This window comes from Glycomyces niveus, assembly GCF_017592475.1.
GTDB classification, from domain to species: Bacteria; Actinomycetota; Actinomycetes; order Mycobacteriales; family Micromonosporaceae; genus Glycomyces; species Glycomyces niveus.
Genome location: NZ_JAGFNP010000004.1, coordinates 179,890 through 192,521 on the forward strand (window position 1 = coordinate 179,890; position 12,632 = coordinate 192,521).

General features: G+C 72.0%; 11 protein-coding genes. 6 read left to right on the forward strand and 5 right to left on the reverse strand.

Annotated features, from left to right (window positions below; genetic code table 11):
* Positions 1–7: 7 nt before the first annotated feature.
* The 3 genes from J5V16_RS09275 (at position 8) to J5V16_RS09285 (ending at position 3,549) form a co-directional block, all read left to right on the forward strand.
* Positions 8–799, forward strand: coding sequence for an S-methyl-5'-thioadenosine phosphorylase (locus J5V16_RS09275; protein ID WP_208495821.1), 792 nt, complete (start codon positions 8–10; stop codon positions 797–799).
* Between the two features lie 58 nt (positions 800–857).
* Positions 858–1,973 (forward strand): trans-sulfuration enzyme family protein, encoded by a 1,116-nt coding sequence (locus J5V16_RS09280; protein WP_208495822.1) that lies wholly within the window; start codon positions 858–860, stop codon positions 1,971–1,973.
* Positions 1,974–2,046: 73 nt separating this feature from the next.
* The gene (locus tag J5V16_RS09285) at positions 2,047–3,549 is read left to right on the forward strand and encodes a molybdopterin-dependent oxidoreductase (protein WP_208495823.1); all 1,503 of its coding nucleotides are present in this window, start codon (positions 2,047–2,049) and stop codon (positions 3,547–3,549) included.
* Here J5V16_RS09285 and J5V16_RS09290 read toward each other — a convergent pair.
* The 3 genes from J5V16_RS09290 to J5V16_RS09300 all read right to left on the reverse strand — a co-directional run bounded on the left by J5V16_RS09290 (position 3,536) and on the right by J5V16_RS09300 (position 7,052).
* A complete protein-coding gene (locus J5V16_RS09290; protein WP_208495824.1) occupies positions 3,536–4,300 on the reverse strand; it encodes a class I SAM-dependent methyltransferase in 765 nt (254 codons plus the stop codon). The two genes, J5V16_RS09285 and J5V16_RS09290, sit on opposite strands and share 14 nt — an antisense overlap.
* A gap of 10 nt (positions 4,301–4,310) precedes the next feature.
* Positions 4,311–5,702 carry a Na+/H+ antiporter NhaA gene (nhaA, locus tag J5V16_RS09295; RefSeq protein ID WP_208495825.1) on the reverse strand — a complete coding sequence of 464 codons (1,392 nt, stop codon included), beginning with the start codon at positions 5,700–5,702 and terminating at the stop codon, positions 4,311–4,313.
* A 102-nt stretch (positions 5,703–5,804) separates the two neighbouring features.
* Positions 5,805–7,052 carry an MFS transporter gene (locus J5V16_RS09300; RefSeq protein ID WP_208495826.1) on the reverse strand — a complete coding sequence of 416 codons (1,248 nt, stop codon included), beginning with the start codon at positions 7,050–7,052 and terminating at the stop codon, positions 5,805–5,807.
* Between the two features lie 215 nt (positions 7,053–7,267).
* Between J5V16_RS09300 and J5V16_RS09305 the strand changes: the two genes are divergently transcribed.
* On the forward strand, positions 7,268–7,732 hold the full coding sequence (locus tag J5V16_RS09305) for a heme-degrading domain-containing protein (protein WP_208495827.1): 465 nt from the start codon (positions 7,268–7,270) through the stop codon (positions 7,730–7,732).
* 21 nt (positions 7,733–7,753) lie between these two features.
* Here J5V16_RS09305 and ligA read toward each other — a convergent pair whose 3' ends face one another.
* Both ligA and J5V16_RS09315 read right to left on the reverse strand, forming a co-directional pair.
* The gene (gene ligA / locus J5V16_RS09310) at positions 7,754–9,829 is read right to left on the reverse strand and encodes an NAD-dependent DNA ligase LigA (protein ID WP_208495828.1); all 2,076 of its coding nucleotides are present in this window, start codon (positions 9,827–9,829) and stop codon (positions 7,754–7,756) included.
* Positions 9,830–9,914: 85 nt separating this feature from the next.
* Entirely contained in the window at positions 9,915–10,577 is a 663-nt protein-coding gene (locus tag J5V16_RS09315; RefSeq protein WP_208495829.1) for a hypothetical protein, read from the reverse strand.
* 202 nt (positions 10,578–10,779) lie between these two features.
* On the opposite strand from J5V16_RS09315, the gene J5V16_RS09320 reads away from it, so the two are divergent.
* A complete protein-coding gene (locus J5V16_RS09320) occupies positions 10,780–10,968 on the forward strand; it encodes a hypothetical protein (RefSeq protein WP_208495830.1) in 189 nt (62 codons plus the stop codon).
* A gap of 229 nt (positions 10,969–11,197) precedes the next feature.
* Positions 11,198–12,628: an MFS transporter gene (locus tag J5V16_RS09325; protein WP_307792907.1), complete on the forward strand. Its 1,431-nt coding sequence runs from the start codon at positions 11,198–11,200 to the stop codon at positions 12,626–12,628.
* The last annotated feature ends 4 nt before the right edge of the window (positions 12,629–12,632 follow it).

Here is a 12,632-nt window from a genome sequence, read left to right on the forward strand (position 1 = left end):
GCACACCGTGCACGAAGGACAGCCCCGGGCCGACATCGGCGTCTTCGGCGGCTCCGGCTTCTACACGCTCGCCGCCGACGCCGAGACCTGGGAGGCCGAGACGCCGTGGGGGCCGCCGTCAGCGCCGGTCACCATCGCCCGCGTCGGCGAGACGCGGGTGGCGTTCCTGCCGCGGCACGGCGCCGACCACCGGTACCCGCCCCACCGCGTCAACTACCGGGCCAATGTGGACGCCATGCGGCAGCTGGGCGTGCGGGCGCTCATCGCCCCGTTCGCGGCCGGGTCGCTGCGCCCCGAGATCCGGCCCGGGGAGTTCGTCGTCTGCGACCAGCTCATCGACCGCACCTGGGGCCGGCCGTCCACGTTCTACGAGTCCTTCGAGGACGGCCCGGTCCACATCCCGTTCGCCGAGCCGTACGACCCGCGGCTGCGCCGCGTCCTGCTAGAGGCCGCGGGCGAGACCGGCGTGACCGCGCACGACGGCGGCACCGTCGTGGTGATCAACGGCCCCCGCTTCTCCACCCGCGCCGAATCGCGCGCGCACCGCGAATCCGGCTGGCACGTCGTCAACATGACCCAGTCGCCTGAGGCGCCGCTCGCCATGGAGGCCGGCATCCCCTTCGCGGGGATCGCCCTGGTCACCGACTACGACGCCGGGCTCGACGAGGACCCCGGAGTGGCGCCCGTGACCGACGCGGCCGTGCTCGCGGTGTTCGAGGCGAACCTCCACAAGGTGCGCGAGCTCCTGTACGCGGCGGTCCCGAAACTCGCCGCGATCTCCGGACCAGCGGGAACGTAAGCGAAATGTAAGGGCATTTCGTTGAACGGCGGGCGCCGTCCACCGTAGCGTCAGCCTCATGAGCGACAAGCGAACCCGCTTCGAGACCCTGGCCGTGCACGGCGGCGAGCCGCGGCCCGGCGCGGACGGCTCGGTGGTCTTCCCCCTCTTCCAGGGGACCGTCTTCGAGGCCGACTCGGGCGACGCCCCGTACATCCGGCTCGGCACCAACCCGTCCCAGCGCCACCTCGAGCACCGGCTCGCGGCCCTCGAAGGCGCCGAGACCGCCGCCGCCACCGCCTCGGGCATGGCCGCGATCACCGCCGCGCTCCACAGCGTCCTCGGCGCGGGCGACCACCTCATCGCCGCGGGCGTCTTCCACGGCGGGACCGGCCGGTTCCTCGCCGAGCACGCCGCCCGCCTCGGCTGGGCGTACGACCTGGTCGACCCCGGCGACCCGGACGCGTGGCGGCGGGCGCTGCGCCCGCGCACCGCCGCGCTCCTGACCGAGACGATCACCAACCCGACGATCCGGGTCGGCGACCTCGTCGGCGCCGCCCGCTTCGCCCGCGATCACGGGCTGGCCTCCCTCATCGACAACACGCTCGCCACGCCGGTCGTCTTCCGGCCCCACCCGGTCGGCTTCGACCTGGTGTGCCACTCGGCGACGAAGGCGCTCAACGGCCACTCCGACATCGCCGCCGGGGCCGTGACCGGCTCGCGCGCGCGGATCGAACGAGTCCGGTCGGTGCTGTGCGCCTACGGCTCCGCGCTCGACCCCCACGCGGCGTTCCTGCTCTCGCGCGGGCTCAAGACCCTCGCGCTGCGGGTCAGGCAGCAGAACGCGAACGCGCTCGCGGTCGCCCGGTTCCTGGCCGCGCACGAGGCGATCGAGCAGGTGCGCTACCCCGGCCTGGCCGCGCACCCCGACCACGGGCGGGCCGCAGCGTGGTTCGACGGCTTCGGCTCGGTCCTGTCGTTCCGGCCCGTCGGCGGCGCCTCGGCGGCGGACGCCCTGGTCAAGGCCTTGCGGCTGCCGTACGCGGCGGCGAGCCTCGGCGGCGTCGAATCGCTGGTGACACGCGTGGAGGCGGACGGCCACCCGGACGTGCCGGACGACCTGATCAGGTTCTCCGCCGGGATCGAGGCGGCCGACGACCTCGTCGCCGACTTCGCGCAGGCGCTCGGCGACTGATGCGGCCGCGGATTTTAGCGGATCGTAAGCGCCATCGCCGGTTCCGCGGCGGAACAAGCGCGATCATGGAGGCATGGACAACGCGCACCCCGCTTCACGCCGCGCCTGGGCCGCGGCCGGCCTCGTCGCGACGCTCGCCGGCCTCGCCGTCGGCCACCTCGCCGCCGCCCTGACCGCCCCGCGCGCCGCGCCGCTGTCGGCCCTCGCCGACACCGTCATCGCGGTCGTGCCCCTCGAGGTGTCGCACTGGTTCATCGAACTCGTCGGCACCCTCGACAAACCCCTGCTCATCATCGGCATCGGGCTCGGAGTCGCCGCCGCCGGTGCCGCGATCGGGGCACTCTGGCGCACCCGACCCTGGGCCGCGCGGGCCGCCCTCGCCGTCTTCGCCGCCGTCGGCGCGGCCGCGGCCGTCGCCCTCCCCGGCCTGGGCGCCTCGGCGGCCGTCCCCTCGATCTTCGCCGCGGCGGTCGCGTTCGCGGGACTCCAGTGGTGGGACCACCGGTACCGGACCGAAGCCGCGGGCCGGCGGCGGTTCCTGGCCGTCGCGGGCGGCGTCGGCGCGGCCGCGCTCGCGGGCTCGTGGTGGGCCTCCAGGGTCGGCCCGGCCGCGATCGAAGCGGACCGCGACCAGCTCGTCCTGCCCGAACCCGACGCGCCCGCCGTCGAACCCGGCCCCCGCGCCGACCTCGACGCCGAAGGCCTCTCCTCCTACCTGACCCCCAACGGCGACTTCTACCGCATCGACACCGCGATCACCGTGCCCCGCGTCGACGTCGACACCTGGACGCTCCGCGTCCACGGCATGGTCGACCGCGAACTCGAGTTCACTATGGACGACCTGCTCGGCCGCGAGCTCGTCGAGCGCGACATCACCCTCTGCTGCGTCTCCAACCAGGTCGGCGGCGACCTCGTCGGCAACGCCCGCTGGCTCGGCGTCTCCCTCCCGGCCCTCCTCGCCGAAGCCGGCGTCGACCCGGCCGCCGACCAGCTCGTCTCCCGCTCGTCGGACGGCTGGACCGCCGGGTCCCCCACCGACCTCGTGTTCGACGGGCGCGACGCCCTCATCGCCGTGGGCATGAACGGCCAGCCCCTTCCCGTGGACCACGGCTGGCCCGCCCGCCTGGTCATCCCCGGCCTGTACGGGTACGTCTCGGCCACCAAGTGGCTCACCGAACTCGAACTGACCACCTTCGACGCCTACGACGCGTACTGGATCACCCGCGGCTGGTCCACCCCCAGGCCCATCAAGACCCAGTCCCGCATCGACACGCCCCGCCGAAAGGCCGAGTCGGGTACCGTCGCCGTCGCTGGCGTCGCCTGGGCCCAGCACCGCGGAATCTCGGCCGTGGAACTGCGCGTGGACGACGGCGACTGGCAGCCGTGCGAACTGTCCGATGTGGCCACCACCGACACCTGGCGGCAGTGGCTCCTCGAATGGGACGCCTCCCCCGGCGACCACACCCTCACCGTTCGCGCCACCGACGGCGACGGCATCGTCCAGACCAGCGAAGTCCAGGGCGTCATCCCCGACGGCGCCACCGGACTCCACAGCATCACGGTCACCGTGGACTGAGCGGCCTCCCGCAGATGGTGATGATCGAACCGGAATCGTCCGGGTGGAAGGGGTCGCGATCCCAGGTGCCGTACCGCTCGGCGACCGTGAACCCGGACTCCGCCAAGAGTCGGTCCAGATCGGACACTGAGGTGAAGCGAAGGGCGCCGGAAGCGGTGAGCGGCCGGCCCCAGTGCGGCCCGGTGAAGACCGTGGCCACGGTGACCACGCCGTCTTCGTCGGGCTCGCTCGCCTCGTGGTGCACACGCAATCGGGCCCCGGCCGGATCGATGACCTCGTACGGGTGGTCGGGGTTCCAGTGCCGCCATTCGCGGCACGCCGGGTTGCGCGTGTCGAAGGCGAACCGTCCGCCACTGGCCAGGGCGCGGCGGATCGCGACGAGCGAGTCGTGAACAGTGGCGTCGTCGAGCAGGAACTGGAACGCGTTGCCGCTCATGACTGCCAGATCGAATTCGCCGGTCCATGGCGTCTGCGCCGCGGTGGCGAGCCGCCATTCGGCCGCATCGCTCTCGCGGGCCTGATCGAGCATGGCGGTGTCGGGATCGAGGCCGGCCAGATGCCCGGTGTGCCCCTCGGCCCGGGCCCGCCGCAGCAGAGTCCCGGTCCCGCACCCGACGTCGAGCACCCGCTCGGCGGCCATGACCAGGTCGAGGTAGAAGGCGTCGCCGGCGCCCCACGGGTTGAGGCGGTCGTAGAGGACTGCGTCGAGCGTCTCTCCGTCGAGCGCGGCCGGGTCGTAGGTTCGTGTCACGGCACGATCCTCACGGCTGCAAGCGGTTCGGGCAAGCGGATAAGTCCTCGAGCGCGTCTTGCGGGCGTTTCGGGGCGGTGAGGGCGACGAGTGCGGCGCCGAGGAGGGCGGCGATGAGCGACCCGGCGAGGACGCCGATCTTGGCTTCGGCGGTGAGCGCTTCGGTGCCGTGGAAGGCGAGTTCGGTGATAAACAAAGCGACGGTGAACCCGATCCCGGCGACGGCGGCGATGCCGGTCAGCAGCGGCCAGCCGGTCCCCTCGGGCAGGCGGCCGATGCCGAGCTTGACGACGATCCAGGTGGTCACCGTGATGCCCAGGGTCTTGCCGACCACGAGCCCCAGCACGATGCCGACGGTGACCGCCGAGGACGCCGCGGTGGCGACAAGGTCGCCCGAAAGTGCGACGCCGGCGTTGGCGAGCGCGAACAGCGGCAGCACCACGAACGAGGAGAACGGGTGGTTGGCGGCCTGGAGCCGCTCGGTGGGCGCGAGAGCGTCGCGGCGCAACCGCACCAGCTGCTCGGTCTCCTCCGCCGTCAGGCCCTCCTTCGCCAGCTCTTGGGCCCGCGCGTGCGCCGCGGCGGGGTCGAACAGCGGCTTGGCGGCGATGATCAGGCCCATGATGACGCCCGCGATGGTCGCGTGGATGCCCGATTCGAGCATCGCCAGCCACAGGGCGATGCCGACGACGAGGTAGACCGGCGCGGACCAGACGTTGAGCAGCCGCAGCACGATCGCGATCGCGAGGACGACCCCGGCGGCGGTCAGCCAGCCGCTGCGGATGTCGTCGGTGTAGAACACGGCGATGACCGCGATCGCGCCGAGGTCGTCGACGATCGCGAGCGTGAGCAGGAAGACCCGTGCGGCCGAAGGGATGCGGGAGCCGAACAGGGCCAGCACCCCGACGGCGAAGGCGATGTCGGTGGCCATCGGGACGCCCCAGCCGCCCGCGCCCGCACCACCGGCGTTGAACGCGGTGTAGATGAGCGCGGGGGCGGCCATGCCGCCGATCGCGCCCGCGATCGGGGCGACCGCGCTTTTGACGCTGCGCAGTTCACCGGAGACGATCTCGCTCTTGATCTCCATGCCCACCACGAAGAAGAAGATCGCCATGAGGCCGTCGTTGATCCAGTCCCGCAGCGAGTGGTGGAGCTCGAAGTCGCCGATGTGGAGCGTGATGTCCAGGCCCCACACCGCCTCGTAGGAGGCGGCCCATGGCGAGTTCGCCCAGACCATCGCTGCGACCGCGCACACCAGCAGCACGATCCCCGAAGCGGGCTCGATGTGCAAGAACGCGGCGGCAGGGCGCCCGACGAAGCGCGCGAGGGGTCTGCGGGAGTAGAGGAACGCGGGGCGCGAACGCCACAGGGGCGAGGTCCAGGGCTCTTTCGTGGACTGCACGGGCACGGGCTCCGATCAAGGGCAGGGTCACATTCCCGCCGACCAGACTTCCCGGCACACCAGGCCACACCCTACCGCAGCTTCACCACGAGCCCGCTGCCGTCACTGGACGGCGTTGTCCGAGCGCTCGACCGGGTCGCCGTCCAGCACCTCTTCCCGGTGCCGGAGGCCCGGTATGCGGCGCCCGGCGGCCAGGTACACACTCGCGGCCGCGAGCGCGAGCGCGCCGACGCCGAGGTACATGGCCGTGCCGTTCCACTGCGCGAGGATCAGGCCGCCGAGGAACGGCCCGGCGAAGCCGCCGAGCTGGGTGAAGGACTGGGCGCCGAAGTAGGCGCCGCGGGCGGCGGCCGGGGCGATGCGGTCGATGAGCGCGAACTCGGACGGCACGATGAACACCTCGCCGAAGCTGAAGACGACCATCGCGGCCGCGAAGTGCCACCACGAGGCCGAGAACGCGAACCCCGCCATCCCGGCGAACAGGAGCAGTCCGCCCGCGGTTATCGCGGCGACCGGCGGCAGGCGCAGCACGTACCGGGCGGCGAGGAGCTGGAACGCGACGACGGTGACCGCGTTCGCGGTCATGGTCGCCGCGAGGATCTGCGCGCCGTTCTCGAACCGGATGTCGAGGTCCTGCGCGAGCAGCGCGGAGACGCGCAGCTGCACCGACTCGAGCAGCAGCCCGGCGAGCAGGAGCACCAGCAGTCGCGGGTCGGTGGCGACCGCGCGCAGGCTCCCCAGGAGCCGCTCGGTCCCGCCCGCCTCGCTCGCGGCGGCGCTCGCGGGGACCGGCGTGAACCGGACGACGGCGGCGAGCACGGCCAGGTAGAGGCCGTAGACGACCGCGGCGACGGCGAACGCGATGCGGTCGCCGGAGAGCCCGAGCGCGACGCCGAGGAGCGGGCCGATCGCGTATCCGGCGTTCGTGGCGAGGTACTGGTGGGAGAACCAGCGCACCCGCGTGCCCTCGGGCAGCAGGTCGCCGAGGAACGCCTTGCTCACCGGCGCGAACACGCTGCTGGACAAGGCGAGTGCGGCATTGGCGGCGACGACCGCGGCGAGGTGCTCGGCGGCGGCGAACCCCGCGAAGGACACCACGACCCCGCCGAGCCCGGTGAGCAGCACCGGGACCCGGCCGAAGCGGTCGGAGAGGGTCCCGCCGAAGAACCCTGCGGCGATCGAGAAGAACACCGACGAGCCGATGACGAGGCCGACCGCGGCGGGTTCGAGCCCGAGTTCGCGGCGCAGGAAGACCGCGAGGAACGGGATGGTCACCGAGTTGGCGAGGCTCATGATGCCCGCCCCGGCGACGAGGAGCTTGACGAGGACGGGGGTGCGGGGTGTGCGCATGGCAGTGCCTTCGATCCAGGGCTCCGGTCGGCGTGCCGACAAAACCGAGCGGTCACTGCCCGACAGCATACCCCATAGGGGTATCAATCTCGGGGGGCGCCGGCGAGGACCGCACCGAGCCGCCCTCCCGTCCCTACACTCGACGGGACCGCGGCGATCCTGGACGTGACCGGCCGGACCCGCGCCGAGATCAGTGAACCCTGAAGGGACCGTTCATGTCCGACCTCATCGCCGCACTGGAGCAGCAGGAGCGCGACCTCGTCTTCGACTCCTTCGACCACACCGACGCGTGGCGGCTCGGCTCGCGGATCGCCTCGACGGCCCGGGACGCCGGCCACCCGGTCGGCATCGACATCCGCCGCCCCGGCCTGATCCTGTTCCGCGCGGCGCTGCCCGGGAGCACCCCGGACCAGGAGTCGTGGATCGCCCGGAAGGCCGCGGTCGTGCTGCGCATCGAGTCGAGCAGCGCGCTCGCCGCCGCACGCATCAAGGCCAAAGGCGTCGACCCCGCCGCCACCGGGTGGCTCGACCCGGCCGAGTACGCGGTCACGGGCGGCTCGTTCCCGATCCGGGTCCGCGGCGTCGGCGTGGTCGCGGCCGCCACCGCCTCAGGACTGTCCTCGATGGACGACCACGATCTGATCGTCGCCGGCATCCGGGCGCACCTCGAGTCGGCCTGATCGAGAACGGCCCCCGCCGCCTCAGAGCAGGTCCGCGAGCCGTTCGGCGAAGGCCTCGGGCGAGATCACCTCGATGCCGAGGCCTTCGGCCTTCTTGAGCTTCGAGCCCGCCTTCTCCCCCGCGACGACCAGGCTCGTCTTCGCCGACACGCTCGACGACGCCTTGCCGCCCGCGCGGGTGATCAGCTCGTTCATCTCGGTGCGGGAGTAGTCGGCGAGCGGGCCGCTCATGCCGCCGGTCACGACGACGGCGAGGCCCGCGAGCGGCAGCCCCTCGTTCGCCTCGTCCCCCGCCTCCTCGTCGACGGCGGGCGGCGTCCATCCGGGTTGCTCCATGTTGACGCCCGCGGCCTTGAGCTTGGCGATCACCGCCTCCAACTCGGCGACCTCGGCGACGATGACCGGCGCCTTCTCACCGCCGATGCCGTCGACCCGCTCCAGCGCGACCGCGTCCGCGGCCTGGATCGCGTCCATCGACCCGAAGTACGCGGCGATGCGCAGCGACATCGACCGGCCGGTGCCTTGGACGCCGAGGGCGCAGAAGACGCGGTTGAGCGGCTGCGTCTTCGCGCTGGCGATCGCGGCCAGGAGCTTGTCGGCGCTGGTGTCGCCCATGCGGTCGAGGGAGAGGATCTGGTCGCGGGTGAGGGTGAACAGGTCGGCGAAGTCTTCGATGAGGTCGCGCTCGACGAGCTGGACGACGATCTTCTCGCCGAGCCCGTCGATGTCGAGGCAGTCGCGGGCCACGGCGTACTTGATCGACTCGATCTGCCCGCAGCCGCGGCCGCGCACGCACCGCCACCGCTCCTGGCTGCGGTCGATGTCGGAGCCGCACCTCGGGCACGTCTCGGGGAAGGCGATCGGCTGCTCCTCGCCCGTGCGGGTGGCGGCGATCGCGCCTTCGACGCGCGGGATGACCTCTCCGGCGCGCAGGACGTACACGCGGTCGCCGATCTTGAGGTCGCGGCGGGTGATGTCGGCCGGGTTGTGGAGCGTCGCGTACGTGATGGTGGTGCCGCCGACTTCGACTGGCTCGAGGACGGCGCGCGGGGCGATGATGCCGGTGCGGCCGACGTTCCATTCGACGCCGAGGAGGACGGTGATCTTCTTGTCGGCGGGGAACTTGTACGCGGTGGCCCAGTGCGGGGTGCGCGAGCCGGACCCGGCCGCGGCGCGGTCGGCGGGGTCGTTGGCCTTGACGACCGCGCCGTCGAGTTCGATGTCGAGGCCGGCGCGGACGGCGCCGATGTGGTCGATGCGCGCTTGGACCTCTTCGAGGGTCGCGCAGGACCGCGTCTCGATGTCGGTGCCGAGGGTCGTGCCGAGCCCGTATCCGGCCAGCGCGGCGATGAGGTCGGCGTGGGTGAGCTCGGCGAGTCGCGGGTCGCTCGTGTGCTCGGGGTCGGTGAGGGCGTCGTAGGCGATGAAGGTCTGCTCGACCTGGTAGGCGCGGTCCTTGGCGCGGAGGGACCCGGAAGAGGCGTTGCGGCGGTTGGCGAACGGAGTGCCGCCGTGGGCCACGCGGGCCTCGTTCGCGGCCGCGAACTGCGCCTCGGTCATGAGCACTTCGCCGCGCACTTCGACCGTGACCGGCTCGGTCAGCTCCATGGGCAGACCGGCGAGGTTGCCGATGGTGTGGGAGACGTCTTCGCCGGTCGAGCCGTCGCCGCGGGTGACGAGCTGGACCAGGCGGCCGCCCTGGTACCGGGCGGCGAGGGCGACGCCGTCGAGCTTCGGTTCGACGGCCCAGCCGTCGACCTCACGGCCGCCCAGGCGGCGCTGCAGGGAAGCGGCCCATTCGGTGAGGTCCTCGGCGGAGAAGACGTTGCCGAGGCTGAGCATCCGCACGGAGTGGGCGACATCGCCGGTGACCACGCCCGCCGCGACCGCTTGCGTGGGCGAGTCGGGGGCGACCTGGTCGGGGTGCGCGTCCTCCCAAGCGGTGATGGCGCGCATGAGCCGGTCGTAGGTTGCATCGTCCATTCCGGACTCGCCGGAACCGTAGTAGGCGTCGGCGGCGGTGCGGGCCGAAGCGACCGCGTCCAGGTATGCGGGCTCGTCGGAGAGGTCGAGGGGCGTGGTCGCATTGTCGATCATGGGTCCATCTTGTCACCTGGGTACGACAACGACCGAGTGACGAAATGCCCGCACGATTCGCGACTGCGGCATTTTTCGCTGACTGCTACCAGTGGCGGTTGCAGCATTCGACGTGGAGTTCCAAACAGTCGTCCGGCCGATGCCGCCAGCGCCCCAGCTCGATCTCGGCGCAGACGTGCGCCTCCGGCCGCGTCGCCAGGTCAGCCGGTCCCTCCTCCGCGAGCCTGCGGAGCTTCCAGCCCTCGAGTTCGAAGGCGAGGCGGCTCCCGACGACGAACAGGGTGTCGGCCGCGACGGTCCAGCGCAACACGTCGCGGAACTCGCGGTGCCAGCGCCGATCATGATCGGGGCGGTCGAAGTCGGGCAGGGCGCCCGGCGGCATGGTGACCTTGTGCGGCTTCGGCTCAGCGAGGCGGGAGCGCACGTCCTTCCACCGCGACGCCGGAAAGTGCAGGCTGTGGTGCAGGAGCACCAGGTCGAGCCGTCGGGCACCGGGATCGGACCCGCACGACGCCGGGCTCGAGCGCAGCGGCAGCCATACGAGGCTCCGGGGCGAATGCGCCGCGAGCCACCAGGCGATCGCCGTCTCCGCCGCCGCCGTCTTGTCGACCGAGAGCTGCTTGCCGACGAGGTCGTCGTGCAGCACCGCATGCCCGGGCACCCGCTCTGGCCTGATGACCCGGAAGCGCTCGCCGCCCAGCCGGGCGGTAGTGACGAGCGCGCGCCACTCGCGTCCTTCCAGCCGCACCGTTCTCCTTCAGCCCCAGGGCCATCGCAGTGGCCCGTCGACCACTGAGTATGGCGCGGCACCGCCGGGAACGCGAGCGCGTTTAGCGTCGCTCCGGTGGCAGGCTGGACCCGCACCGGATCGTCGAGCTCGACTAGTCCCTCGTCGACCAACTGCATGACGGCTGCAGCTCACGCACACGACCACGGGCGAAGGTGCGCACTTGATGACTCGAGCGGGCCTGTCGCCGCAGCCGTCCGTCACCGAGATCCGCCGAGTCGAAGGCGACCTGTTCGCCTCGGTCGGCTCGGCAGGGACCGCCGGCGGCTTCCTGGAGTTCCTGGACTCGGATGAGGCGGGCCGGGCGCGCTTCATCCACGGCGGGGGCCGCTCGGTCCCTCGGTTGGACTGACGCCTGCAGTGGGAACGGGGGCGGCGGTCAGGCGCGGGTGGCTTCGGCGATTGCTCCACCATCTTCGGCGCGACGACTACATCGGACAGAACCATGCCCCCATGGTCTACACCACCCCCGCACCTTCCGCCGCAGAGGATTCGGCGGAACGTGAACACTGTTGTTTGAGTTTTAGAGGATCGAGGGTACGCTCGAACTCGTACATGACTGTTCGAGTTAAGGAGTGACCGTGTCCACCGTCCACCACCCCGAAACTGAGAGCGAAGCGCCGCCGCTGCCGCGGCGCTGGGTCATGCTCGCGCTGCTGTGCACCGCGCAGGCGATGCTCATCATCGACATCACCGTCGTCAACATCGCGCTGCCGACGATCGGCGCCGAACTCTCGCTCGACCGTGAAGCGCTGACCTGGATCGTCACCGGGTACACCCTGGTCTTCGGCGGCCTCATGCTGTTCGGTGGACGGCTCGCCGACCTCTTCGGACGTCGCCGCATGCTCCTCACGGGCCTGACACTCTTCACGGCGGCATCGCTCGCCGCGGGGCTGGCCCAGACCGGGCCGGTCCTGCTGGGCGGGCGTCTCGCGCAGGGGCTCGGTGCGGCGCTCATGGCGCCCGCGATCCTGTCCACCGTCACGACCGCGTTCCACGGCACCGAGCGCAACCGCGCGCTCGGACTGCTGTCGGCGATCGCTGGAGGCGGTGCCGCCCTGGGCGTCCTCGTCGGCGGCGTGCTCACCGCCGGGCCCGGCTGGCAGTGGATCTTCTACATCAACGTGCCGATCGGCGCGGTCATCCTGGTGCTGCTGCCCGTGACGCTGCCTTCCGATCCGGTTGGCGGGCAACGGGAACGGCTCGACGTGCCGGGTGCGCTGATCGTCACCGCCGCGACCGCCGCGCTCATCTTCGGCCTCGTGCGGGCGGGCGACGACGGCTGGGGGTCGGCGGCGACGCTCGGTTCGCTCGCGGCGGCGGTCGTGCTCTATGCGGTCTTCGGCCTCGTCGAACGGCGCACGGCCGCACCGCTCATGCGAGTGGCGCTCCTGGGCAGGCGCACGGTCGTCACCGGCGCGTTCCTCATGCTCATGGCGACGGCGCTGCTGATCTCGTTCTTCTTCCTCGGGTCCCTGTACCTCCAGGGCTTCGCCGAATACTCCGCGCTGCGCACGGGCCTGCTGTTCTTGCCCGTCGCCGTCGCCACCACGATCGGCGCGCAACTCGCCGCCCACTTGATCGGGAAGACCGGGCCGCGTCCGATCGCGGTTGCCGGCATGGTGATCGCCGCCGCCGCTTCGGGATGGCTGGCGACGCTGGAATCCGGCAGCGGCGCCACGGCCGTCGTCGCAGGGCTCTCATTGGGGGCGTTCGCACTCGGCACGCTGTTCATCACCGCGAACGCCACCGCGCTGTCGCGGGTCGACCCGCACGAGGCCGGAGTCGCCTCGGGCATGATCACCACGTTCCACGAACTCGGCGGATCGGTCGGCGTCGCGGTCATGTCGACCGTGGCGGCCGCGAGCATCAGCGCGAGCGCCCCGACCCTCTCGGGGTTCACCGACGCGTTCCTCGTCTGCGCCGTCGCCTCGGGCGTCGCGGCGATCGTCGCACTGGTCCTGGTCCCCGGCGGGAAGGTCGAGACGAGCGGCGGCCCGCACGGGCACTAGCTAC

Excerpts from the sequence above, each read along its gene's own strand:
- J5V16_RS09300 (WP_208495826.1), bottom strand. The coding sequence starts at position 7,052 with ATGCGCACACCCCGCACCCCCGTCCTCGTCAAGCTCCTCGTCGCCGGG.
- J5V16_RS09305 (WP_208495827.1), top strand. The coding sequence starts at position 7,268 with ATGTCCGACCTCATCGCCGCACTGGAGCAGCAGGAGCGCGACCTCGTC.
- J5V16_RS09280 (WP_208495822.1), top strand. The coding sequence starts at position 858 with ATGAGCGACAAGCGAACCCGCTTCGAGACCCTGGCCGTGCACGGCGGC.
- ligA (WP_208495828.1), bottom strand. The coding sequence starts at position 9,829 with ATGATCGACAATGCGACCACGCCCCTCGACCTCTCCGACGAGCCCGCA.
- J5V16_RS09285 (WP_208495823.1), top strand. The coding sequence starts at position 2,047 with ATGGACAACGCGCACCCCGCTTCACGCCGCGCCTGGGCCGCGGCCGGC.